Source organism: Hydrogenophaga defluvii (genome assembly GCF_042665235.1).
In the GTDB taxonomy this organism is placed as follows: domain Bacteria; phylum Pseudomonadota; class Gammaproteobacteria; order Burkholderiales; family Burkholderiaceae_C; genus Hydrogenophaga; species Hydrogenophaga defluvii_A.
Genome location: NZ_JBHTBZ010000032.1, coordinates 1 through 22,538, shown reverse-complemented (window position 1 = coordinate 22,538; position 22,538 = coordinate 1). Strand labels below are relative to the sequence as shown.

23 protein-coding genes are annotated in these 22,538 nt (G+C 62.2%); 10 read left to right on the top strand and 13 right to left on the bottom strand.

Features of this window, described 5'->3' with window-relative positions; genetic code table 11:
• Positions 1–70: 70 nt before the first annotated feature.
• The 3 genes from flgA to ACFQU0_RS11840 all read left to right on the top strand — a co-directional run bounded on the left by flgA (position 71) and on the right by ACFQU0_RS11840 (position 1,720).
• Positions 71–850: a flagellar basal body P-ring formation chaperone FlgA gene (gene flgA, locus ACFQU0_RS11850; RefSeq protein ID WP_382200982.1), complete on the top strand. Its 780-nt coding sequence runs from the start codon at positions 71–73 to the stop codon at positions 848–850.
• A gap of 91 nt (positions 851–941) precedes the next feature.
• Positions 942–1,256 (top strand): flagellar biosynthesis anti-sigma factor FlgM, encoded by a 315-nt coding sequence (gene flgM / locus ACFQU0_RS11845; RefSeq protein ID WP_382200980.1) that lies wholly within the window; start codon positions 942–944, stop codon positions 1,254–1,256.
• Between the two features lie 74 nt (positions 1,257–1,330).
• Positions 1,331–1,720 (top strand): hypothetical protein, encoded by a 390-nt coding sequence (locus ACFQU0_RS11840; RefSeq protein ID WP_382200978.1) that lies wholly within the window; start codon positions 1,331–1,333, stop codon positions 1,718–1,720.
• 14 nt (positions 1,721–1,734) lie between these two features.
• On the opposite strand, the gene ACFQU0_RS11835 is transcribed toward ACFQU0_RS11840, so the two are convergent.
• The 11 genes from ACFQU0_RS11835 to flhD all read right to left on the bottom strand — a co-directional run bounded on the left by ACFQU0_RS11835 (position 1,735) and on the right by flhD (position 12,223).
• Positions 1,735–2,454 carry an RNA polymerase sigma factor FliA gene (locus tag ACFQU0_RS11835; protein WP_382200976.1) on the bottom strand — a complete coding sequence of 240 codons (720 nt, stop codon included), beginning with the start codon at positions 2,452–2,454 and terminating at the stop codon, positions 1,735–1,737.
• Positions 2,454–3,284, bottom strand: coding sequence for a hypothetical protein (locus ACFQU0_RS11830; RefSeq protein ID WP_382200974.1), 831 nt, complete (start codon positions 3,282–3,284; stop codon positions 2,454–2,456). Before ACFQU0_RS11830 ends, ACFQU0_RS11835 begins: the two co-directional genes overlap by 1 nt.
• The gene (gene flhF / locus ACFQU0_RS11825) at positions 3,277–4,746 is read right to left on the bottom strand and encodes a flagellar biosynthesis protein FlhF (RefSeq protein WP_382200972.1); all 1,470 of its coding nucleotides are present in this window, start codon (positions 4,744–4,746) and stop codon (positions 3,277–3,279) included. The genes ACFQU0_RS11830 and flhF overlap by 8 nt, the downstream gene beginning before the upstream one ends.
• Before the next feature lie 49 nt (positions 4,747–4,795).
• Positions 4,796–6,826 (bottom strand): flagellar biosynthesis protein FlhA, encoded by a 2,031-nt coding sequence (gene flhA / locus ACFQU0_RS11820; RefSeq protein ID WP_382201155.1) that lies wholly within the window; start codon positions 6,824–6,826, stop codon positions 4,796–4,798.
• Positions 6,827–6,885: 59 nt separating this feature from the next.
• A complete protein-coding gene (gene flhB, locus ACFQU0_RS11815; protein ID WP_382200970.1) occupies positions 6,886–8,040 on the bottom strand; it encodes a flagellar biosynthesis protein FlhB in 1,155 nt (384 codons plus the stop codon).
• A gap of 130 nt (positions 8,041–8,170) precedes the next feature.
• Positions 8,171–8,815, bottom strand: coding sequence for a protein phosphatase CheZ (locus ACFQU0_RS11810; RefSeq protein WP_382200969.1), 645 nt, complete (start codon positions 8,813–8,815; stop codon positions 8,171–8,173).
• A gap of 26 nt (positions 8,816–8,841) precedes the next feature.
• The gene (gene cheY, locus ACFQU0_RS11805) at positions 8,842–9,228 is read right to left on the bottom strand and encodes a chemotaxis response regulator CheY (protein WP_382200967.1); all 387 of its coding nucleotides are present in this window, start codon (positions 9,226–9,228) and stop codon (positions 8,842–8,844) included.
• A 56-nt stretch (positions 9,229–9,284) separates the two neighbouring features.
• Entirely contained in the window at positions 9,285–10,310 is a 1,026-nt protein-coding gene (motB, locus tag ACFQU0_RS11800) for a flagellar motor protein MotB (protein ID WP_382200965.1), read from the bottom strand.
• Between the two features lie 65 nt (positions 10,311–10,375).
• Positions 10,376–11,233, bottom strand: coding sequence for a flagellar motor stator protein MotA (gene motA, locus ACFQU0_RS11795; RefSeq protein ID WP_382200964.1), 858 nt, complete (start codon positions 11,231–11,233; stop codon positions 10,376–10,378).
• A gap of 75 nt (positions 11,234–11,308) precedes the next feature.
• Positions 11,309–11,839: a flagellar transcriptional regulator FlhC gene (gene flhC, locus ACFQU0_RS11790; RefSeq protein ID WP_382200962.1), complete on the bottom strand. Its 531-nt coding sequence runs from the start codon at positions 11,837–11,839 to the stop codon at positions 11,309–11,311.
• Between the two features lie 54 nt (positions 11,840–11,893).
• Positions 11,894–12,223: a flagellar transcriptional regulator FlhD gene (gene flhD, locus ACFQU0_RS11785; protein WP_382200960.1), complete on the bottom strand. Its 330-nt coding sequence runs from the start codon at positions 12,221–12,223 to the stop codon at positions 11,894–11,896.
• 341 nt (positions 12,224–12,564) lie between these two features.
• Between flhD and rfbF the strand changes: the two genes are divergently transcribed.
• The 7 genes from rfbF to ACFQU0_RS11750 are packed head-to-tail and all read left to right on the top strand — an operon-like array spanning position 12,565 to position 18,836.
• The gene (rfbF, locus tag ACFQU0_RS11780) at positions 12,565–13,335 is read left to right on the top strand and encodes a glucose-1-phosphate cytidylyltransferase (RefSeq protein ID WP_382200958.1); all 771 of its coding nucleotides are present in this window, start codon (positions 12,565–12,567) and stop codon (positions 13,333–13,335) included.
• Entirely contained in the window at positions 13,335–14,420 is a 1,086-nt protein-coding gene (gene rfbG / locus ACFQU0_RS11775; protein ID WP_382200956.1) for a CDP-glucose 4,6-dehydratase, read from the top strand. Before rfbF ends, rfbG begins: the two co-directional genes overlap by 1 nt.
• Positions 14,417–14,980, top strand: coding sequence for a dTDP-4-dehydrorhamnose 3,5-epimerase (rfbC, locus tag ACFQU0_RS11770; RefSeq protein WP_382200954.1), 564 nt, complete (start codon positions 14,417–14,419; stop codon positions 14,978–14,980). Before rfbG ends, rfbC begins: the two co-directional genes overlap by 4 nt.
• A complete protein-coding gene (locus tag ACFQU0_RS11765) occupies positions 14,977–16,203 on the top strand; it encodes a class I SAM-dependent methyltransferase (RefSeq protein WP_382200952.1) in 1,227 nt (408 codons plus the stop codon). Before rfbC ends, ACFQU0_RS11765 begins: the two co-directional genes overlap by 4 nt.
• A 39-nt stretch (positions 16,204–16,242) precedes the next feature.
• Positions 16,243–17,316: an FkbM family methyltransferase gene (locus ACFQU0_RS11760; RefSeq protein WP_382200950.1), complete on the top strand. Its 1,074-nt coding sequence runs from the start codon at positions 16,243–16,245 to the stop codon at positions 17,314–17,316.
• Between the two features lie 30 nt (positions 17,317–17,346).
• Positions 17,347–18,186: an NAD-dependent epimerase/dehydratase family protein gene (locus ACFQU0_RS11755; RefSeq protein ID WP_382200948.1), complete on the top strand. Its 840-nt coding sequence runs from the start codon at positions 17,347–17,349 to the stop codon at positions 18,184–18,186.
• A complete protein-coding gene (locus tag ACFQU0_RS11750) occupies positions 18,183–18,836 on the top strand; it encodes a hypothetical protein (protein ID WP_382200947.1) in 654 nt (217 codons plus the stop codon). The genes ACFQU0_RS11755 and ACFQU0_RS11750 overlap by 4 nt, the downstream gene beginning before the upstream one ends.
• 13 nt (positions 18,837–18,849) lie before the next feature.
• Here the strand turns inward: ACFQU0_RS11750 and ACFQU0_RS11745 are convergent, their stop codons facing one another.
• Together ACFQU0_RS11745 and ACFQU0_RS11740 are read right to left on the bottom strand one after the other, a co-directional pair.
• Positions 18,850–21,039 (bottom strand): O-linked N-acetylglucosamine transferase, SPINDLY family protein, encoded by a 2,190-nt coding sequence (locus ACFQU0_RS11745; protein ID WP_382200945.1) that lies wholly within the window; start codon positions 21,037–21,039, stop codon positions 18,850–18,852.
• Positions 21,040–21,069: 30 nt separating this feature from the next.
• Positions 21,070–22,538, bottom strand: a 1,469-nt coding sequence (locus ACFQU0_RS11740; RefSeq protein WP_382200944.1) for a flagellin N-terminal helical domain-containing protein, incomplete at its 5' end; no start/stop codon positions are given.

Genomic DNA, 22,538 nt, shown 5'->3' with positions numbered 1-22,538 from the left:
GCGCGCCGGGCAGCGCTACATTGAAAGCCCCCGCGTACCGCCATGAGCCCACCGACCTGATTCCACCGCCATGACCTGCCGCCCCGCCCCATCACACGCTGCGCCCAGCCTGAGCTGGCTGCGCATGGGTGTGTTGTGTGTCAGCGGATGGGTCGGTTTGCTGGGCCTGGGAGCGGGTCTGGCTCACGCCAGTTCACCCGCGCCCGACGTGACACCCCAGTTGCTTCAGCAGGCCACCGAATGGGCGCAAAAGCACCTCAGTCCCGATGACGTGCCCGAGGGCGACCTGCCCTTGCGGCCCGAAATTGTGCTGGGCCAGCTCGACAGCCGGCTCAAACTCGCCCCCTGCGCCCGTGTGGAACCCTACCTCCCACGGGGCGCCCGGCTCTGGGGCCGCAGCCGGATAGGCCTGCGTTGCCTGGAGGGGCCCAGGTTGTGGAACGTGTTTCTGCCCATCACCGTCAAGGTGTGGGGCCCCGCCTGGGTGGTGCAGCGCGCGGTGGCGCCCGGCGCCCTGTTGAAAGAAGGCGATGTGGCACCGGGCGAGGTGGACTGGGCCGAGCACCCCGCGCCGGTCCTGGTTCGCCAGGCCGACTGGTTGGGTGTCACGGCAGCGCGTGGCCTCATGCCAGGCCAGGTGATGCGCCAGAACATGGTGCGCCCAGTGCAGGTGTTCAACGCTGGCACCGAGGTCAAGGTGCATGTCCATCAGGCCGGTTTTCAGCTCAGCGCCACCGGCCGGGCCATGGGCCACGGTTTCCTGGGACAGCCCGTCCGTGTCAAAATGCCGGGCGGCCGGGTGGTGTCGGGCCGGGTTCGGCGTGACAACGTGGTCAGCGTGGACATGTGAACCGCCACTTTTTTTCAAAAATAGGGGTAAAGTTCCCTTCAACTCGGTCGATACATCTCCCAAGACGCCCACTTTGGGCCTGGAGAGCGCCATGAAAATCAACAACCTGCCAGACAAGCCAGCCGGTGCCGCCACAGGGGCAGGTAAGCCTGCGGACAGGTTGCCCGCAGCCAACACCCAGCGCAACGAAGCAGCCGGCGAGGCCGGTGTGACCGTGTCGCTGTCGGCCACCAGCCAAACGATTTCCGCCAGTGTGGCGCGTGCCGGTGGCGATGTGTTCAATGCTCAGAAAGTGCAAGCCATCAAGTCGGCCATCGAAAACGGCACCTTCACCATCAACTCCGAAGCCATTGCCGACAAATTGTTGTCCAACGCCCGCGACATGCTGGGTGTGGCGGCAAAATAAGGCCCTCATCGCCTGAGGGCCCACGCTGGGCCCACCCTGTGGGCGGATGAGCTGACACAGCTGAACCGCCCACCATGTCATCCCCCTCCTCTCTCCCTGGTCCCGACGAGGTGCTGCGCTACGTTGAGCAACAGCTCGACCGCGTGGACGCCGCCCTGCGCAACGACCAGCCCGACCAACTGACGACGGAAGTTGAAGCGCTGGGCCGTGGCATCGCCTTGTTCCAGCAGGTTTTTCATCAAATGAAAGACGGCGCGGCGTCGGAATGGCAGCCCAAGCTGAGTGCCGCCAACGGCCGGCTGCAGGCGCTGCAACAGCAGCTGATGGCGCGCAGTGCCGCCGTCAACCGGGCACTGGGGACACTGTTTCCGGCCGAACAAGGCAACGCCTACGCCCGCCTGGGCGGGAAAAGTGGCATGGGGGGCTTGCCCCGCGTCAGCAACCACACCTCTTTCAAGGCGTAGCCGCCGCAGCGGGTTCAGTGTTCGCGCAGCTTGGCGCGCAACCGGGCGATCGACTGGCTGTGCAGCTGGCACACGCGTGACTCGGTCACGCCCAGCACAGCGGCAATTTCCTTCAGGTTCATGTCGTGCTCGTAGTACATGCTCATCACATGCTGCTCACGCTCGGGCAACTTGTTGATGGCCTCCACGAGCGAGCGGCGCATGCGCTGGTCGCCCAGCACGGCAGACGGATCGTCTTCCGCGTCGGCGGGCAGGAAACGGTCGAGAAAATGGTCCTCGTCCTCGCCCCGTCCCCCCATGTCCTCCAGGTAGACCAGTTGTGTGCCACGCACACGGGCCAGGGTTTGCTGGTAGTCGGCCAGGCTCATGTCCATTTCCTGGGCAATTTCGGTTTCTTTGGGTGGGCGACCCAGGCGTTGTTCCAGCCGGTGCACCGCCAGCTCGATGTCTTTTTGCAGCTTGCGCGAGCCACGCGACATCCAATCGCCCTCGCGCAGTTCGTCGAGCATGGCGCCACGTATGCGCTGGCTGGCAAAGGTCTCGAACTGAACGCCCTGCGACGGTTCGAACCGGGACAAGGCCTCGGTCAGCCCGATCATGCCGACCTGGATGAGGTCGTCCACCTCCACACTGGCCGGCAGCTTGGCGATCATGTGGTGGGCGAGCCGGTGCACCAGCGGGCTGTACTTTCGCAGCTGGTCATCGCGCTCAAGCGTGCCTTTGGCGGTGTACATCAACATCTCCGAGAATCCGGTTCGGCGGCCACCTCGGCCGGTTGGCGCAGGTCGCTCGCCACCACATCCGAGGTCACCGTCAGCGCGCTGTCCAGCACCTTGAACCACCACGGTTCGGGCACCCGGGCAGCCGGTGTGTCGCGGCTTTCATCATACGCCACTGGCCAGATTTGCAAATCTGCCCCGAGGTGGGTGCGGGCACACTGCGCCAGCGCCGCCACAGGCGCTTCCAACGCGGCCAGACCTCGGCCGCCGGCCGTGTGGCCCCGGGGTGCCATGGGCACCAGCACGGGCGACAGTTCCCCGGCCTGCAACAAGACCTTGGCCGCGTTGTAGGCCTCCACCAAGGTGCGCGGCTGGGCATCCAGCGGCACCAGGGGCCGCGCCCCGGTGGCTTGAAGCAACACGGCCAGCACCTCCACCGGCGCAGTCAAGAGCACAAACACGCCCTGGGGCAAGGCCTGAACCAGGCGCGCCAGGGTGGCGCTGCCAGGCCGGCCGTGGGCCTGGTTGCCCAGCTGCAGCAGGCCCAGCCGACCCGGCATGATGTGCACGCCAGAAACCGCGTCTTCGGTCCAGTCACCCGGCCAGGGCACTGGTGCGCCGGGCGTGGCCTCCAGCAGGGCACGCAGGCCCGAACCGGCGGATTCGGTGGCCATGCCGTCCAGCACTAACACCTGCTCGCCCTGGCGGGCGAGCCGGCGCGCCAGCAACCACAGCAACTGGTGCGCCACACCGCCATGGGCCGTGGCGGGCACCACCAGCAAGCGGGTGGGCGGAGCAGGCGCGAAGGCGTGCAGCCCGTGCGCCTGATCGAATGCGTCAAACATGCCAGGCATCCAGCGTCACGGGGTTGGTCACGGGTTGCGAGAAAAACAGGCCCAACTCGCTGGACTGGGGGTCGTAGGCCGACTTGGCCGTGGTGCCCATGGACAGCCGCACCAGTGATGCTGCATCGGGGCGCTGCCAGTCTTCGGGCACACGCTGGCCGGTGCAAACACCACGCAACATGGCCTGGTGGCGGATCAGGGTGTCCAGGGCCGGACCCAGCTTGGGTGCTTCGTCCAGTTTGGACAGGATCACACCGTACAGATCGGCGTTCTTGTAGGCGTTGAACACGTCGTCCAGCGTGTCGCCATGGCTACCGGCATTGAGCACCAGCAACTTCTTGACCTTGGGGCTGGCCAGCAGCTCCAGCATGTCGGCGATGCGCGGATCGTTCTGGCTCAGGCCAGCGGTGTCGATGATGACCATGCGCTTGTTGGACAGCAGATTGAGCAGGTCCTGCAGCGCAGCGGCGTCGTGCGCCAGGTGGGCCACCACACCCAACATGCGGCCGTAGCTGCGCAGCTGTTCGTAGCCGGCCACGCGGTAGGTGTCCAGGGTGATCAGGCCCACGCTGTTGGCGCCATACGCCTTGACGCACTGCGCGGCCAGCTTGGCGGCGGTGGTGGTTTTGCCCACGCCGGTGGCGCCCATCAAGGCGTACACGCCACCTTCGTCGCACAGGCTGGAGCTGGCGTCGGCCGTCTTGAGGTTGCGGGTCAAAACCTCCTGCGTCCACTTGAAGGCATCGGCTGCGCTCAGCTCGGGCGGCATGCGCTCCAACACCGCACGCGCCACCGCAGGCGAGTAGCCAGAGCGGATCAGCTTGAGCATGAGGTTGGACTGGATGGGGTTCTGGCGCGAGTTGCCCAGCCACGACAAGGTGTTGAAGCGCTCCTCGATCATGTCTTTGAGGGCGTTGAGCTCGCCGGTCAGGCGTGCTTCCACCGCGCTGGGGGCACCCGAGCCCGCCTGTGGGCTGCGGCTTGCCGCTTGCTGCGGGCGGTTGTGGTCGGGGGTGGGCAGCACGCTGCGCGGCTGAACCACCGCCTCGCGCTGGCGGGGCTGCGCCGCAACCGGCGCTTGTGCGCTCTGGCCCAGGGCCTCGCGGCGTTTGCGCAGCATGCGTTCACGCACATAGTCCTGGAAGGACAGCGTGCTCATGGCCAGGGTTTCGGTGTCCTGCTCAACACTGCTTTGGCTGTTGCCCAGCACGGGGCGTTGCAGCTCGGCACGTTCTTGTAGGCTGCGACGCCCGCCCACCGCCGGTGCCTCGCTCACCGCTTGCGGGCGGGGCGTCAGGCGCTGGGCGGCGATCTGGTCGAGGTTTTCCTCGGCCGTGGCCACCACCTCAAAACCGCCGCCGGTGGAGCGGCTGGACAGGATGACCGCCGAGTCACCAAACACGCTGCGCGCTTTGGCCATGGCCTCACGGGACGTGGGGGCGAGGAATCGTTGGACGTTCATGGGGTGACCTCCGTGCTGGGCACTGCGGGGAAAAAAACAAATCGGTTCATCAAGATGCCACCTCGCCCAGGATTGGGCCGATGCGGATCAGGTGGGTGTCAGGGATCTCGCTGTGTGCCAGCACCTGCAGCCGGGGTGCGGCGCGGCGCAGCAGGCGGGCCATGGCGGAGCGGATGGCGTCGGGCACCAGCAGGCAGGCGGGCACGCCCTGCTCTTCCTGCTGGTTGGCCACCTGTGCGGCCGAGCGGGTGAGCATGTCAGCCACACCCGGGTCGAGTGCGGACTGTGCGCCGCCGCCCAGGGCCTGGGTCAGCAGACGCTCCAGGCCGGGTTCGATGGCAATCACTTCGAGCTCTTTGGTGGGGCCGTAGATCTGCTGCACGATGGCAGGCGACAGCGCGGTGCGCACACGGCGGGCCAGCTCGGCCGGGTCGGTGGTCAGCGGCGCGTGTTCGGCCAGCGATTCGATGATGGTGCGGATGTCCCGGATGTGCACACCCTCTTCCAGCAGCAGTTGCAGCACCTTCTGGAACACGCCGATGGGCACCAGTTTGGGCACCACTTCGTCGATCAGTTTGGGGGCAAGCTTGGCCACGTGTTCCACCAGTTCCTGGGTCTCTGTGCGGCTCAGCAACTTCGCGGCCTGCACTTGCATCAAGTGTGACAAATGGGTGGCCAGCACGGTCTCAGAATCAACCACGGTATAGCCGGCCATTTGGGCGTTTTCACGCTGGCGGTCGTCGATCCAGTGCGCGGGCAGGCCGAAGGCGGGGTCGGTGGTGGGGGTGCCGATCAACGGCGTTTTGGTGCCGCCCGGGTTGATGGCCAGGAACTGGCCGGGCATGATTTCGCCCTCGCCCACCACCACGCCGCGCAGCGTGATGCGGTAGGCGCTGGGGCGCAGCTCCAGGTTGTCGCGCACGTGCACCGGCGGCGGCAGAAAGCCCACGTCTTGCGCAAACTTTTTGCGCACACCTTTGATACGCGCCAGCAAGTCGCCCGAGCGGTTCTTGTCCACCATGGGGATCAGGCGGTAGCCCAACTCCAGGCCCAACAGGTCCACGGGCATCAGGTCGTTCCAGCTGGCTTCGGTATCGGCCGGGGCGGCAGCGGCGTCAGTGGCCGGCGCGGGTTCAGGCTTGGGCTTGCGGGCCTCGTAGGTGAGCCAGGCGGCGATGCCACCGATGAGCAAGGCAAAACCCAGGAACACCACATGTGGCATGCCCGGCACCACGCCAAGCAGCGCGATGACGGCAGCGGTCACACCCAGAATGCGTGGCGAGGCGAACATCTGGCTCGCGATCTGCACACCCAGGTCTTCGTCCTTGCCCACCCGCGACACCACCATGGCCGCGGCCACCGAGATCAGCAACCCGGGCACCTGGGCCACCAGCGCGTCGCCCACCGCCAGCGTGATGTAGGAGTTGGCGGCCTCGCCAGCGCTCAGGCCGTGCTGCAACATGCCGATGGCAAAGCCACCAATGATGTTGATGAACAGAATGAGGATGCCGGCCACGGCATCGCCACGCACAAACTTGCTGGCGCCGTCCATGGAGCCGAAGAAGTCGGCCTCTTCGCCCACTTCGGCGCGGCGCTTCTTGGCTTCTTTTTCGTCAATGAGGCCGGCGTTGAGGTCGGCATCGATGGCCATCTGTTTGCCGGGCATGGCGTCCAGGGTGAAACGCGCGCCCACCTCGGCAATGCGCTCGGAACCTTTGGTGATCACCACAAAGTTGATGACCACCAGGATGCTGAACACGATCAGACCGACCGCAAAGTTGCCACCGATCAACACGTTGCCAAAAGCTTCGATCACGTGGCCGGCCGCGTCGGTGCCGGTGTGGCCCTCCATCAGCACCACGCGCGTAGAGGCCACGTTGAGCGACAGGCGCAGCAAGGTGGTGAGCAGCAGCACGGTGGGGAACACCGCAAAGTCCAGTGCCCGCTTCATGTAGGCCGCCACCATCATCACCGACAACGCCAACGCGATGTTGAGGGTGAAGAACGCGTCCAGCATCCATGCCGGCAACGGCAGCACCATCATGGACAGCACCACCATCACCAGCACAGGCGCACCCATGGCGCCACGCAGCCCGTGATCGGGACCGAGCCAGGTGTTCAAGCGTTGCGTCAGGGCGTTCATGCCGCTGTCTCCTCAAGGTGGCGTACGTGGTGGGGATCAAGCTCGGGCGGCACGCTGGGCGTGGGCACGGCGGGCATGGGGCCTTGGCCGCGCAGGGCAGCGCGCAGCTGGTACACATAGGCCAGCACCTGCGCCACGGCGGTGAACAGGGCCGAGGGGATTTCCTGATCGATCTCGGTGTGGGCGTACAAGGCACGCGCCAGCATGGGCGACTCCAGCACCGGCACCTGGGACTCGCGCGCCACGTCGCGAATGCGCAGCGCGATCAGGTCGGCACCCTTGGCGATCACGCGCGGCGCGGTCATGGTGGCGTCGTCGTACTTGAGCGCGACAGCGTAGTGGGTGGGGTTCATCACCACCAGATCGGCGGCGGGCACGCGACCGATGCTGTTGCGCTGAGCCATTTCGCGCTGAATCTGGCGGCGCTTGCCTTTGACATGTGGATCGCCGTCATTCTCTTTGTGCTCTTGTTTGACTTCCTGCATGGACATGCGCAGACGGTGTTTGTGCAGGTGCTGCTGCAAGGGCACGTCGATGAGGGCCACCAGCGCCACCACCGCCAGCAGGGTGGCGATGCCCATGGTCATCCACTGGCCAAGCTGCGCCATCGACGACTCCAGGGGGCGCAGCAACAGGGTGCCGAACTCGAACACGTGCGACTGGATGAACAAACCACCCAGGGTGAGCAGCACCGCGGTGTAAGCCACCAGCTTGAGCACTTCGAAAAACTGCTGGCGCGAGAACAGGCGGCCAAAACCACTGATCAATCCGATCTTGGACAGCTCTGGCATCAGCGACTTGGTGCTGTAGGCAAACGAGCCAGTGGCCACCGCAGCCAGCACCACGGCCACCAGCAACACGCCGCCCAGAGGCAGGAAAAACAGCAAGCCCTCGACGGTGGTGTCGCTCAACACGCGCTGCAGGTGCTGGGGGTGGTCCAGGGTGGCACGCGTGAAACGGAACTGCGACTGCATGGCCAAGCGCAGCCGGTCATAACCCCAAGGCGCCAGCAGAGACAGCAGCAACATGCCGCCGCCCAACACCACCAGGTGAATGAGATCGCGAGAACGTGGGACCTGACCGTCCTCGCGCGCCTTTCTGAGGCGTTGCTCGGAGGCGGGTAAGTTGCGGTCCTGTGTTGACGAGTCCATGTGCGATCCAGCGGGGGCCTGGATCGCATTGTCTGGCGCAGCGTCAGTTTCTAAAGGGCGAAAAGGGGCGAGGAAATGGGCCTTATTCCATTCGCCCCGCTGGCCACAACCAGCGGGTGAGCGTGACCGCTCAGAACCCCAGGCTGGCCAGCAGGTCGTCCACCTGCGACTGGTCCGTCACAACGTCGGTGCGGCCATCGGCATCGACCACCGGACCCGACAAGGCGGGCAAGGTCTTGGTGGCGGTTTGGTTGTGGTGGGCCTGGGCCTGCTCGGCCACCTCCGGTGGCGCGGTGGCCAGCAACATCTGCAGGAGCTGGTCCTCGATGGTGGCCGCCAGGGACACCACTTTCTTGATGACCTGCCCGGTGAGGTCGTGGAAATCCTGCGCCATCATGATTTCGGTCAGATGGTGATCGGACTTCTCGCTGCTGGCCTGGATGCTGTCGGCCATCTGCGCCAACTCCGGCATGGCCGCGTTCAACCCAGGCACACGCCGGATGGCGGTGGCCAGTTCGCGGCTCATGTCACTGACTTTGCCCTGCTCGGCCTTGGCTTCGTCCACATGGTTGAGCACCTTTTCGGCCGCCTCGCCCGTGAGGCGGGCGATGTACTGCAGCCGGCTCTGGGCATCGGGCAGCTCCTCGGCCGTGCCCTTGAGCTTGTCGGCGTATCCGAGCTCGTTCAACGCATCGTGCAACTGGCGCGTGATCGCACCGAGCCGATGGTAGACCTCGGAGACTTTGCCTTCCTCGCCTGTTTGAGGGTTGTCCATGCGCAGCGTCCTGTTGAAACCGACTGTTAGGACCAGCCCATTTTCTTGAAAATGTTGGCCAGCTTGTCTTCGAGCGTCGCCTTGGTGAAAGGCTTGACGATGTACCCTGCGGCGCCCCCCTGAGCGGCCATCACGATGTCTTCCTTGCGGGCCTCTGCGGTCACCATCAGCACCGGCAGGTGTTTGAGCTTTTCGTCGCCCTTGATCTCGTTGAGCAGCTGGAAGCCGTTCATGTTGGGCATGTTGATGTCGCTGACGACAAAATCGAACTTGCCATTGCGCAGCTTTTGCAGCGCGGCAACCCCGTCCTCCGCCTCGTCGGCGTCCGCGTGGCCGATTTCCTTCAACAGGTTGCGCACGATGCGGCGCATGGTTGAAAAATCGTCCACGATCAAAAATTTCAGTTCAGGCATAAAGTGCTCCGAAGGAACAGGGTGCCAAGTGTAAGGCTTGCAAAGTTGTTTACCTTTCAGCGAGCAGGCGCGGTTGCAGGTGGGGCGGGCACGGGCGCCGGTTGAGACACCCGCGACGCCAGGTCAGGCACAAATGCGGGGCGGTTGGCGGCCGCGCCTGGGGCGGGCGTTGGCACCACGGGCAAGGCACCTGGTCCAGCGGCGGGGTTGTTGAAACTCTGGCGGATGCGCTCCTCGGCCTCACGCGTCATGACGGTGATGCTGATGCGGCGGTTGATCGGGCCGGTGGGGTTGTCCAAGTCCAGCGGGTCGCTGGCGGCCATGCCTTGCAGGCGCAACAGCTTGTTGTCTGGCATGCCGCCGGCCACCAGTTCACGGCGCGAGGCGTTGGCGCGGTCGGCCGACAGCTCCCAGTTGCTGTAGCCCCGGTCGCCGCTGCCATAGGGCGTGGCGTCGGTGTGGCCAGACAGGGTGACCACGTTCTCGATGTCACCCAAAGCGGCCCCGATCTCGCGCAGGATGTCGCGCATGTAGGGTTTGACCAGGGCGCTGCCCACATCAAACATCGGCCGGTTCTGTTCGTCCACGATCTGGATCTGCAAGCCGTCGGTAACCTTGTCGATGCGGATCTGACTCTGGAACTCAGCCAGCTTGGGGTTTTGCGTGATCAGCGTCGTCATTTTCTGCTTCAGCGCTTCGATGCGGACGTTGTCTTTGCGAATCTCGTCCATGCGGGCCAGCTGTGCCCCCATGGTGGTTTTGGCCCGTTCGGCATCACCACCATCCACCTGGCCCGAGTTTTTGCTCAGGTCACGGCCGCCGCCGGGCAAAATGCTGTCGCTGTTGCCGGTGCCGTCGCCGCCCATGAGCGTGACTTTGAGGGGCGATTGGAAGTACTCGGCAATGCCATTGAGATCGCCCTTGGCGGTGGAGCCCAGCAGCCACATCAGCAGGAAGAAGGCCATCATGGCCGTCACAAAGTCGGCATAAGCGATCTTCCACGCGCCGCCGTGGGCCGAATGGCCCGCCTTCTTGACGCGCTTGACGATGATGGGTTGAAGCTGTTTGCCCTGCCCGGCCATGTGCTTGGTTTCCTGCTAATGGGCGATGCGCCGGCTCACCCTCCGCCAGCCGACACGCGCCATGCTTACTTCTTCTTGACGTGCGATTCCAACTCGTTGAAGGTGGGCCGCTCGGTGCTGAACAAAACTTTACGCCCAAACTCGATGGCTGTCATGGGCGCATATCCTTGCATGCTGGCCAACAGCGTTGTTTTTATGCACTGCAACTCCTTGGCATTCTCCTCCCCTTTGGCCTCCAGCAAACCGGCAAAAGGCTCGGCCACCGCATAAGCCAGAAAAATGCCCAGAAAGGTGCCCACCAGTGCCGAACCGATCATGCCCCCCAGCACTGCAGGCGGTTGCCCCACGGAACCCATGGTGTTGATCACGCCCAGCACTGCAGCCACAATGCCGAAGGCCGGCAAGGCGCCGGCCAGCCGGTTGAGCGCCGCAATGGGCGCGTGGTGTTCCTGGTGGTGGGTTTCGATCTCGTTGTCCATCAGGGCCTCGATCTCGTGCGCGTTCAGGTTGCCCGAGACCATCATGCGCAGGTAGTCGGTGATGAACTCCACCACATGGTGGTCGTGCCCGACGTTGGGGTACTTCTGGAACAGCGGCGAGTTGTGCGGCTCTTCCACATCCTTCTCGATCGCCATCAGGCCTTCTTTGCGCGCCTTCTGCAGGATGTCGTACATCATCGCCAGCAGTTCCAGGTAGCGCTCCTTGGTGTACTTGGAGCCCTTGAAGGCGGTGGGCATCATTTTCAAGGTGGCCTTGAGCACCTTGGGCGGGTTGTTCACCACAAAGGCGCCCAGGGCCCCGCCCAGAATCGTGACCGTCTCAAAAGGCAGCGCCTTGAGGATCACCCCGATGTTGCCGCCGTGCAGGATGTAAACCCCGAAGATGCACCCGATCGCAACAACATAACCAATGATGACAAACATACGGCGCGGCCCTGAACGTTATTTCAAACCATTCTATCGGCCGTATGTAAGCAAAATTGACAAATCCGAGCGCGTTCAGTGCAATTTCAGCCCCGCCCGGCCCTTGCCGGCACGTGCCGGCGGGTTGCACAGCCCACACTGAAAGTGCCGGGCGTTTTCGTAGGGCTCGCTGACAAACAAGCCGCCGCAGCAACTGCACTTGGTTTGCACCAACATGCCCGCGTCCATGAAACGTGTCAGGCGCCAGGCGCGGGTAAAACTCAGCAAGGGCTCCACGTCGCTGGCCACCATCTGTTCGGCGTACATGCGGTAGGCCTTCATCACCGCATCGATGTCGTCCAGCTCGCTGGCCTTGGAGATGTAGCGATGGATGTTCACATACAGCGAGGCGTGGATGTTGGGCTGCCAGGTCAGAAACCAGTCGGTGGAGAACGGCAGCTGGCCCTTGGACGGCGACTTGCTAGCCACTTCCTTGTACAGGCGCAGCAAGCGCTCGTAGGACAGGCTGGTCTCAGACTCCAGCACCTGCAGGCGCGCACCGAGTTGAATCAGCGCCACGGCGCGCTCGATGTCGCGGCTCTCGGTCATCACACTTTTGGTTGCCATGGTGCTTGTCCTCAGAAAAAGTTTGCAGTTGTTTTAATTTGAGCGGGTCAATTCTCAATTCGCCTCTGCATAGCGGCCCGACATCAAGATGCTGGCGTGCAGGCGCTGGGTGGTGTCGTTGTCCACCTTGTTGGGTGAATGTTTGCTGGTCAGCAGACTCCAGACCATGTCATCATCGGCACGGAAGCGGCACAGCAGCATGTTGGTGGAGGCGATTTTCAGCAGTTGTGCAGGCGACAATGCCGCCAGCAAATCCGCCGACTCCTCCGTCATGCCCAAACGGAACAGTGCCTCAGCCTTGTCTTTGCGAATCAGCGTCTGAGCCAGCATGAGGTAGGTCAGGTTGGCCTCGCGGATGTCGTTGAGCAGTTGATCGTGTTCCATGTTTCACTCCTGTTTCACCGCCGTTTTCAGCCCTTCAGCACATTGCGAAGAAGTGTTAAGCGTTGAAATGGATTGTGAAAAACGGTCAATCAAACTTGAATCGGAAGAAGGCTGTTTGTGGGGTCAGGGCAAACCGACAGGTTTGTAGGGCAAATTCTTACAAGCGGGCCTCAAGTCCCGGGCCAGGTGCAGGCACGCTCCGGTAGTGCGACCTGGGATCTGCGCATATCTGATCACGAGAGCGCGCCACTCGGTTTTGAGGGCTGACGCCCACAATTCCCAGGCAAAAACGGGTCTATTCCACCCCAGCGTCCCACTCGAAGATGCTAACCTGTGACGCCATGAAAGCAGTCATCTTGGCGGGTGGTCTCGGTACCCGCATCTCAGAAGAGACCCACCTGAAACCGAAACCCATGATTGACATAGGGGGCAAACCCATCCTATGGCACATCATGAAGATGTACAGCGCACACGGTGTCAATGATTTTGTGATCTGTTGCGGCTACCGCGGCTACGTCATCAAAGAGTACTTTGCAAACTATTTTTTGCATATGTCAGACGTGACGTTTGACATGGCAGAAAACAAGATGGAAGTGCACCGCAAACACGCCGACCCCTGGCGCGTCACCGTCGTGGATACCGGCGAAGACACCATGACCGGCGGTCGCCTCAAGCGGGTGGCCGACTATGTGAAGAATTGCGACGCGTTTTGCTTCACCTACGGCGACGGTGTCTCTGACGTCAATATTTCGGAATCGATCAGGTTCCACAAGGCGCATGGCAAGCTCGCCACCGTCACCGCGGTTCAGCCCCCCGGCCGGTATGGCGCATTGCAATTGAGCGGGGCCCGGGTCAATGGCTTCACGGAAAAGCCGCGTGGCGATGGTGGTCTCATCAACGGCGGCTTTTTTGTTTTGTCACCCCTTTGCCTGGACCGCATTGCGGGCGATCCCACCAGTTGGGAAATCGAACCGCTCAATGGGCTGGCCAACGAAGGCGAACTCATGGCGTTTGAACACCACGGTTTTTGGCAACCCATGGACACCCTCAGGGACAAAAATCAACTTGAAGAGTTGTGGGCCAATGGACAAGCGCCATGGAAAGTCTGGTGATGTCGACCGACGCTGAGATGGCCAAACCTGACGCGGGCTTCTGGCGTGGCAAGCGCGTTTTGCTGACGGGCCACACCGGCTTCAAGGGGACTTGGCTAGCGTTGTGGCTTCACCGCCTGGGCGCCCATGTCACAGGCATGGCATTGGCGCCAAGCACCCAGCCCAGCTTGTTTCAGCTGGCAGGTCTGGCCAGCAGTTTGGACCACCATGTGCTCGATATCCGCGAGCCGACAGCGGTCGCAGATCTGGTACGCAACGCCCAGCCCGACGTGGTGTTTCACCTGGCCGCGCAAGCCTTGGTGCGCTCCAGCTACACCGACCCTGTTGGCACATGGTCGGCCAATGTCATGGGCACCGTGCACCTGCTCGACGCCCTGCGCCAGCACCCAGGCGCCCGGGTGGCCGTCTTGGTCACCACCGACAAGGTGTACCGCAACCTGGAGTGGCACCACCCCTACCGCGAATGCGACGAACTGGGTGGACATGACCCCTACAGCGCCAGCAAAGCCGCATGCGAGCTGGCGATTGCCAGCTACCGCGACGCTTTTTTGGGCTCCAGTGGCTTGCGGGTCGCAAGCGCACGCGCCGGAAACGTCATGGGCGGCGGCGATTGGGCCATGGACAGGTTGCTGCCCGATGCTGTGGCTGCGTGGCAGCAAGGCCATGTGCTGAACATACGGCGACCAGACGCCATCCGCCCATGGCAACATGTGCTGGAACCGCTGGCCGGTTATCTCTGCCTGGCGCAGGCCCTGTGGGATGACGCCGCCCCGACAGGACCTTGGAACTTCGGCCCGCACCCCCATGAACGGGCAACCGTGCGGCAGGTGGTGCAATGGGCCAGCGCGGCCTGGCAAGGCGGAGGATGCGGCGTCCATTTTGATGACAGCGAACAAGGCCCCCACGAGGCTGGCCGCTTGGCGCTGGACACCGCCAAAGCACAGACGCTGCTCAAGCTCCAACCACGCTGGGGCCTGGAGCAAGCCGTGCGGCGCACGGTGCGTTGGTACCAAGCCCAGCACGAAGACGGCGATGCCAGGCAGCTCTGCCTGCAAGATTTGGCAGACTGGGAAGCCGCTGAATGAGCCCAAACCTGACCATCACGCCCCTGCCCCTGCCAGGGCTCAAGCGGGTTCAACGCCGGCAACACCGTGATGACCGGGGGGTGTTCGCGCGGCTTTTCTGCGCAGAGGCATTGGCGACCTCCGGCTGGTCGGGGTCGGTCGCACAAATCAACCACAGCGTCACCCACCACAGTGGCACGGTGCGTGGCCTGCACTACCAGCGGCCGCCCCACTCCGAGGTCAAACTGGTCAGTTGCATCCGCGGCGAGATTTGGGACGTGGCGGTTGATCTTCGACCCGACTCCCCCACTTTTTTGCGCTGGCATGCCGAACGGCTCAACGCGCACGACGGCACAGCCTTGTTGATACCCGCCGGCTTTGCCCATGGTTTTCAGGTGTTGAGCGACGACGCAGAGCTTGTCTATGCCCATTCCGCAGCCTATGCGCCAGAGGCGGAGGCCGGACTGAATGCCACCGACCCGACGTTGTCCATCACTTGGCCACTGCCCATCCACACACGCTCACCACGGGACATGGCCTTGCCACTGCTGACACCTGAGTTTGAGGGAGTCTCTGCATGAAATGCCGCCACTGCGGGCAAGAATTGACGCTGCCCTTTCTGGATCTGGGCGCTGCCCCCCCCTCCAACGCCTACCTGACACCCGAGGATCTGAATGCCCCGGAAACCTGGTACCCACTGCGGCTGCTGGTGTGCGCCCACTGTTGGTTGGTGCAAACGCAAGACCACGCAGGGCGAGAGCAACTGTTCGATGAAAACTACGCCTACTTCAGCTCGTATTCCAGTTCCTGGCTGGCCCATGCGCGCGACTATGTGCGAGGCGCCCAAGCGCGCTACGGTCTGGGGCCACACAGCTGCGTGGTCGAGGTGGCCGCCAACGACGGTTACCTGCTGCAATACGTGCGCGAGGCGCAGGTCCCCTGCTATGGCATAGAACCCACAGCCAGCACCGCCCGTGCAGCCCGCGCCAAAGGCATCGAGATCGTGGAACGGTTTTTCGGCGTGGCACTGGCCCGCGAACTGGCCGCAGCTGGCCGGCAGGCTGACTTGATGGTGGCCAACAACGTGCTCGCGCACGTGCCCGATATCAATGACTTTGTGGCAGGTTTTGCGGTTCTACTCAAAAACCATGGCGTGGCCACCTTCGAATTTCCCCACCTGCTTCGGATGGTGCAGGAATGCCAGTTCGACACGGCTTATCACGAACATTATTCCTACCTGTCGCTGACTGCCGTTGAACGCATCTTCGCTGCCAACGGCCTGCGGGTCTTCGACGTGGCAGAACTGCCCACCCACGGCGGCAGCCTGCGGGTGCATGCCCAGCGCAGCGACACGGGCAACAGACCGGTGTCGGACGCCGTGCCCGCGCTGCTGGCGCGGGAACAGAACGCGGGGATGACCACGCCAGACTTTTACGCTGGTTTCCAGGAAGTTGCGGTGCGCATCAAGAACGATCTGCTGGGTTTTCTGCTGCAAGCACGGCGCGACGGTTTGAAGGTGGCGGCCTATGGTGCGGCAGCCAAAGGCAACACCGTGCTGAATTTTGCCGGTGTGCGACCGGACCTCCTGCCCTATGTGGTGGACTTGAACCCGGCCAAACAAGGCAAATACCTGCCCGGCAGCCACATTCCCATCGTCACCGAGGCACGTCTGCGCGCAGACCGACCAGACCGTGTGCTGATCCTGCCCTGGAACCTGCGCGCGGAAGTCGTCGATCAGCTTGCCTATGTGCAGAACTGGGGTGGGCAATTGGTCGTGGCTATACCCCAAATCCGTTCGGCGTGATGGCGGCAAAATCGGCAACAAGCGAAGAAGGAAACCAAAATGGCAAACGATCCTCGTGATCTAGATGGCTCCCGGCTCAAGCAGGCCCTGCTGACCCTGGGCCGCGATCCAGCCCTGCGTGCCGAACTGATGCAGTGGCTCAAAAGAGCGGAACCCCACCTCCATCACAGTGGCTCCGTGCGGGATGACATCACCGGTCCGATCATTGATGCTCTGCACAGCGAGCAGGACGTGTACGAGAAACAGTTGGCCGACGGCACGCGCTTTCGCTTTTTATACCGCACCAAGATCGCGCGAGACTTCATCCTTGCCGACCAAGAACGGCCAAGCCACGTCTGGGAGCCCCAGACCACGCGCCTCTTGCAACATCTGGCAGCGCATTGTCCCGGGGACGTCCTGATCGGAGGTGCCTATTTCGGCGACCATGCTGCAGTTCTAGGGGTGCAGCTCAAAGGCAGCGGCCGCCTGGTGCATTGCTTCGAGCCAAACTCAGACCAAGCGGCCATGTTGACCACCAACGCACAACTCAACGCGCTGGACAACCTGCGTATCAATGAGTTGGGGCTCTGGCATGCAAGCAGCCAGCGGCTGCGCCTGGATGGGTTCGACTCCTTCGCCAATGCGGTGCCTGCCGCCGGAGACGAGGGCTTCGCGACGATCACCATCGACGCCTACGCAGAGGCTCAGGGACGGCCTATCGGCGTGGTGATGCTCGACATCGAGGGGGCGGAACTGAATGCCCTACAGGGTGCGGCAGGCGTGTTGGCCCGCGATAAGCCTGCGGTTGTATTCGAGACTCACCGGGATTACGTTGACTGGAGCGCCGGCTTGGCGACAACGCCCATCTGCAGCCTGCTGAGCAACGCTGGCTACCAGCTCTACGCCGTGCGTGACTTCAACACACACCAGGAAATGGGCACGCGTTGCATTGAGCTGATACCCGTCGACAGCGTTTACCTGGAAGGACCACCCCATGGCTTCAACATGCTGGCCATAGCCGACGCGACACTCATCACGGGCAACTTGTTTCGCCAAGTCAAAAATGTGAGCCCGAAACTGCTGCGCCACAAGTCCCCGGCCCTGCACCACCCAATCGAGGGCATGCCAGAGTAACCCGCGACCCGCCCGAACCATCTGATGCTCATGAGCAGACCCATCGCAACCATTGTGGGAAGCCAAGGCTTCATCGGCGCCGCCCTGCTGCGGAATCTGACGGCGGCAGGATGGGACTGCAGGGCACCCTCGCGCGACATGAGATGGCCCGTGCGAGAACAAGAGCTGGGCCATGTGTTCTATTGTGCTGGCCTCACCGGCGACTACCTGCAGCGTGCGGCAGACACCGTGGAAGCGCATGTCAGCTTGCTCGTGCGTGTACTCGAGTCGACCACTTGGGAATCGCTCGTTTACCTGTCCTCAACCAGACTTTACGATGGTCTGGGTGCAGAACTGATCGCGCAGGAAAACACGCTGCTGCCGGTATCGCCACAGGTGCCCCGACACCTCTTTGACCTCACCAAACTGACCGGCGAATCGCTCTGCCATGTGTTGGGGAAAGGCCGGGCGCGCGTGGCGCGGTTGGCCAGCGTATACAACAGCCCAGACGACGCCAATGGCTTTCTGCCATCCGTACTGCATCAAGTGGCCCAGGCACCCGTCGGTGCCAGCGTGGTGACGGATTCGTCGCCGCATGCATCACGCGACTACATTCACCTGCCGGATGTTCTGAGGGCGTTGGTCGATATCGCCGTGCGCGGTACCCATACGGTTTACAACGTGGCAACGGGTGAAAATCTGCGAAACGATGAACTCGGGCAACTGGTTCGCCGGCTTGCAGGCAGGGAACTGGTCTTCCGCTCGCAGCAACCGGTTGCTGCGCCGGCAGTGATCGACATCGACCGACTGGAACGGGACTTCAGTTGGCGGCCAGCGCGCGTGACATCCGTCATCGCACCTTGGCTGACGGACATGGCACACACACAATGAAAATACTCAACCTCGAGCGTTCCCGCCTGGGCGCCTATGTTCGCACCCAGATCACCCACTTTTTCCCTGTCGGTAGCGAACAAGATCTACGCGTTATTGACACACATCTCGAGGAGGCGCTTTCGCGCCTGGAGCACTGCATTGCACAGGTTCGGTTGTGGACCCCCGGCCAATTCGACGTTCTGCACTCTTCTCAATACTGCATTTTTCTTTACTATCTGGCAAACACCATCTGGAAGAGAGAACAGGCACGCACCGTTTGCGTCAAACTCTTTCTATTAAACAAGGCCCTCAACGCCATTGACTGCTTCTACGAGATCGAGTTGCCCAACGTATTCTTTATTGGTCACTCCGTTGGAATAGTGCTCGCAAAAGCCACCTACGGCAATCATTTGGTGCTGTATCAGAACTCAACCGTAGGAAAAAACCATGGCGAATCGCCAACTCTGGGTGATGGCGTCATCCTCTATCCAAACACAGCCGTGTTAGGCAACTCCTTCGTACACAGCCGCAGCATCATTTCACAAGGGGTCAGTGTGATCAACCAAAACACACGCGCGGGCTGTGTGGTTTATCAAGGCGTGAATGGCGGCTTGGTATTTAAAGAGCCCAAGCACAACATATTGGCTGACTTTTTCCGGGACGCGTGAATTTAAGTGCAATCTACATTGCAGAATCGCACATAGCGTTGTGCGCATAACGCAGGTAGGAGACAGCAAAGTCAGTGTGCCCATGGGCATGCTCGACTTCTGCCAAGCAAGTCAGCGCCACTGGGTCGTTGGGCACGGCATCGAGTATCTTCTCAGCAAACTCTGTCACCTCCTGCCATCGCGGATTCTCAATCTTGTTGGCCATGGCTCCAGCATTCCTCGCGGACTCGCTGGCTTTGGCGGTATTGAGCAACTTTTCAAGCTGTTGATGTGCTTCAGGAAGTGTGACGCGCTTGCCTGGCGCCAAGCCAATGCCAGGGACCACGGGCTCTGACCATTCCGAGGGGAGTGAGGGCAGCCAGCTTTCAATCAGACGACTCTGCGCTTCGGTGTCAGCTGGACACTGCGCTTGCGCCAGCCACTGCAGCCACATCAGGCGCAAGCCCTCGCCGAAGTGATGGGCAAACCGCAACTCGTCCATCAACACAGATTGTTCGACCGCACGCCTTTGTGCCAGTCGATCTGCGCTTAAACGCTGCGGGTCAGCGGCCAGCTGGGTGGCAATTTGCACATATTCGTCGGCGGTGTGAGCCAGCCATTCGGTGCGCCCAAGGTAGCTCAAGATACCGGTGCCCAGTCGGCTTTTGAACGAGTCACCTTCCATCGAAACCAATGGGACACCCATCCACAGAACGTCGAAGGTGGTTGTACCGCCGGTCAAAGGGAATGGGTCCAGCGCAATGTCGATCCGGTGGTAGGTGAGGTATTGGTTGGCGGCATCCAGCGGCACCAGTTCCAGGCGGCTGCTCTCAATGCCCAGTCGTGCGCAACGCTGCCTGTAGGCTTCGGCAAACGCCGGCTTTTCCAGGTTCTTCCCCTCAATCAACAATTTGGCGCCGGGCACGGCCGCCAGAATGCGCCCCCACAAGGCAAGCACCGGGTCGGTCAACTTGCCCAGGTTATTGCACGAACCGAAGGTCACGAACCCGTTTTGCAAAGCGGGCGCGGCCCGCACCTGGTACAGCGGCTGGTACCGCCAAAGCGGGTAACGAATCAAGGGGCGGTAACAGCAAAACAGGGTCGGGAGTCGGTAGAGGCGTTCGCTGTATTGGTCATCCGCGCCCGGCGGGTCAGTCACTTCATCGGTGAACTTGTAGTCCATTGCAGTCAGACCAGTGGTGGCTGGATAACCCAGCCACGAGACCTGCACCGGTGCCAGCTTACGAGCCATTAGCAACAAGCCGTTGTTGCCGGTGTGGCCAGCCAGGTCCACCAGGACATCAAACCGTTGGGCAGCCACCAGATCGACTTGCTCCCGATGAGTGAGACCCTTCAGTTCTAAAAACTGGTCCACATGGCACTTCGCCCGCTCAGTCACCACGTCAGAACCGGGATGCAGATGCAATGCCACCACATTGAACTGCCGGCGGTCCAGTTGCGCCAGCAACCCTTCCATGAAGTACATCACGGAGTGGTTACGGAAATCCGGTGAGACAAACCCCACTTTGAGCAGCTGCCAAGGTGACCTGTCAGCAAAAGAATGGATGGGCCAGTGCTGCTTGATCCCATTCTCAACCACCGAAGCGTACTCGTCGGCAGCCCGACGGATATCAGCCGCCTGCACGTCGGGGTCTGCCAACATGAAGAGGAGTCGATTGGTCTGTACTGTGATTTCCCTGGGATCCAGCGCAATCGCAGCTTCACAGTCCTTTACGGCCTCCTTCACCTGCCCAAGTTCACGCCGGTGAATGGCTTTCTGCATCAGCGCCTGGCTCTTTTGCTCATTGGTTTCGGCCAGCTCCTCTGCCTTCAAAGCGGCGGCGTAACCCTCTTCATGCCTTTGAATGCGGTAGCAACACTGCGCGTACTTGAGCCATACCAAAAAATGTCCCGGCCGCAAGGCGCAGACACGTTCCATCAACGGCAGGGCTTGGTGGTCACGCGCCAACTCCATCAGGGTCTGACTGTGATTGAGCAGCAGCTCGGCGTCGTTGGGCCACCAGACCTCGGCCTGACTGAAGGCCTTCAAGGCCTCCTCAGACTTCTGCATTTTGTGCAATGCAACACCCAAATACCGGTTGGCTTGGTGGTGCCGCGCGTTTTTTCGCAAAGCCTGCCGACTCAGTCTGAGCAGCAAAGGCCAGTCGTTGGCTTGCTGGGCCGCCTTGAGCCGGTCATCCGGCGCTGAATTTGAAGTGTTCAAAACCGAGCCCGAGCCAAAATAAACACCAGTTTAACCCTGGAGCAACTGCAAAACGCCCTGGGGAATCTGGTTGGCCTGCGCCACCATGGCCGTGCCAGCCTGCTGCAGAATCTGCGCACGTGACAGCGCGGCGGTTTCTGCGGCAAAGTCGGCGTCCTGAATCCGGCTGCGTGAGGCCGACAGGTTCTCGGAGGTGATGTTCAGGCTGGATATCGCGGTTTCAAACCGCGATTGCAAGGCGCCCAGCTTGGCGCGCTCACCGCTGATGAAGGCCAAGGCCGAGTCCACCGTCTTGAGCGCATCGGTGGCCTTACCGAACGTGGTCACATCCAGATCAGACACTTTCTTCAAGGTCGAGCCGGTGCTGCCCGTGGCACCCAGTGCGTTGGTGGTGGTGGCGTTCACGGCGTAAGACTTGTCGGAGTCCAGCGTCAGGTAGCCGCTGGTGACCACAAAATCGGCGGTACCGTCCACGGTGAGCGTGCCCACCGCGCCAACCGTGCTGCTGACACCCGCCGTGTCCACCGTCATTTTCTGTATGGTGGCAGCCCCGGCGTTGCTGCCAGCGGTGTCGCCCACCAGAATGTTGTTGCCCGTGTTGTTGGTCAGCACAATGCCGGTTTGGGCCTCGTTCAACTGGGCGGTGATGCCTGTTTTGGCCGATTTTTCATTGATGGCGGCCACGGCCGCGCTCAAACCATCGGCCCCATTGGTGGCCGTCACGCTGAAAGAAACCACCTCGTCGGCGGCGTTGTCGGAACGCAGCACCAACGAGTACGCACCTGTGGCGGGCATGGTCAACAACGCGGTGGTCCGTGCGGTGGCTGTCACGCCCGTTTTGGAAGCCTGGGCGTTGATGGCGTCGGCCGTCAACTTTGTGGACTCGTTCACACCCACCGTGATGTTTGCAGAGCCCTGCGCACCGTTCACCGCCAGTGTGCCGGCAACCACGCCATTGGTCCCAAAGGCGCTGGTGTTGGTCGTGGCAGCTTGCGCACCTGCCCCAGTGCCTGAAATCTGGTTGTTGCCATAGACGTTGGTGCGCAGGTTGGCCGTGGTCGCGACGATCACCTGGTTGGCGTTGGCGCCGACCTGGAACTGGGCGGTGCCAAAGGTTCCATCCAGCAGTTTCTGGCCGTTGAATTCGGTGGATGTCGAGATGCGATCCAACTCGGCCACCAACTGGCCCACCTCTTGGTTCAACGCTTGGCGGTCTGCCGCGCTGTTGGAGGCGTTGGCCGACTGCACGGCCAGTTCGCGGATGCGCTGCAAGATGTTGCCGGCAGAGCTCATCGCACCCTCAGCCACCTGCGCCAGCGAAATGCCGTCATTGGCGTTGCGGGCTGCCTGGTTCAGGCCGCGGATCTGGCTGGTGAAACGTTCCGAGATGGCCAGGCCGGCGGCGTCGTCTTTGGCGCTGTTGATGCGCAGGCCAGAAGACAGGCGCTGAATGGCCTGCGACAGCGAGCCCTGGGATGTGGTCAGGTTGCGCTGCGCAG

Excerpts from the sequence above, each read along its gene's own strand:
- flgA (WP_382200982.1), top strand. The coding sequence starts at position 71 with ATGACCTGCCGCCCCGCCCCATCACACGCTGCGCCCAGCCTGAGCTGG.
- flgM (WP_382200980.1), top strand. The coding sequence starts at position 942 with ATGAAAATCAACAACCTGCCAGACAAGCCAGCCGGTGCCGCCACAGGG.
- ACFQU0_RS11840 (WP_382200978.1), top strand. The coding sequence starts at position 1,331 with ATGTCATCCCCCTCCTCTCTCCCTGGTCCCGACGAGGTGCTGCGCTAC.
- ACFQU0_RS11835 (WP_382200976.1), bottom strand. The coding sequence starts at position 2,454 with ATGTACACCGCCAAAGGCACGCTTGAGCGCGATGACCAGCTGCGAAAG.
- ACFQU0_RS11830 (WP_382200974.1), bottom strand. The coding sequence starts at position 3,284 with ATGTTTGACGCATTCGATCAGGCGCACGGGCTGCACGCCTTCGCGCCT.
- flhF (WP_382200972.1), bottom strand. The coding sequence starts at position 4,746 with ATGAACGTCCAACGATTCCTCGCCCCCACGTCCCGTGAGGCCATGGCC.
- flhA (WP_382201155.1), bottom strand. The coding sequence starts at position 6,826 with ATGGGTGCGCCTGTGCTGGTGATGGTGGTGCTGTCCATGATGGTGCTG.
- flhB (WP_382200970.1), bottom strand. The coding sequence starts at position 8,040 with ATGGACTCGTCAACACAGGACCGCAACTTACCCGCCTCCGAGCAACGC.
- ACFQU0_RS11810 (WP_382200969.1), bottom strand. The coding sequence starts at position 8,815 with ATGGACAACCCTCAAACAGGCGAGGAAGGCAAAGTCTCCGAGGTCTAC.
- cheY (WP_382200967.1), bottom strand. The coding sequence starts at position 9,228 with ATGCCTGAACTGAAATTTTTGATCGTGGACGATTTTTCAACCATGCGC.
- motB (WP_382200965.1), bottom strand. The coding sequence starts at position 10,310 with ATGGCCGGGCAGGGCAAACAGCTTCAACCCATCATCGTCAAGCGCGTC.
- motA (WP_382200964.1), bottom strand. The coding sequence starts at position 11,233 with ATGTTTGTCATCATTGGTTATGTTGTTGCGATCGGGTGCATCTTCGGG.
- flhC (WP_382200962.1), bottom strand. The coding sequence starts at position 11,839 with ATGGCAACCAAAAGTGTGATGACCGAGAGCCGCGACATCGAGCGCGCC.
- flhD (WP_382200960.1), bottom strand. The coding sequence starts at position 12,223 with ATGGAACACGATCAACTGCTCAACGACATCCGCGAGGCCAACCTGACC.
- rfbF (WP_382200958.1), top strand. The coding sequence starts at position 12,565 with ATGAAAGCAGTCATCTTGGCGGGTGGTCTCGGTACCCGCATCTCAGAA.
- rfbG (WP_382200956.1), top strand. The coding sequence starts at position 13,335 with ATGTCGACCGACGCTGAGATGGCCAAACCTGACGCGGGCTTCTGGCGT.
- rfbC (WP_382200954.1), top strand. The coding sequence starts at position 14,417 with ATGAGCCCAAACCTGACCATCACGCCCCTGCCCCTGCCAGGGCTCAAG.
- ACFQU0_RS11765 (WP_382200952.1), top strand. The coding sequence starts at position 14,977 with ATGAAATGCCGCCACTGCGGGCAAGAATTGACGCTGCCCTTTCTGGAT.
- ACFQU0_RS11760 (WP_382200950.1), top strand. The coding sequence starts at position 16,243 with ATGGCAAACGATCCTCGTGATCTAGATGGCTCCCGGCTCAAGCAGGCC.
- ACFQU0_RS11755 (WP_382200948.1), top strand. The coding sequence starts at position 17,347 with ATGAGCAGACCCATCGCAACCATTGTGGGAAGCCAAGGCTTCATCGGC.
- ACFQU0_RS11750 (WP_382200947.1), top strand. The coding sequence starts at position 18,183 with ATGAAAATACTCAACCTCGAGCGTTCCCGCCTGGGCGCCTATGTTCGC.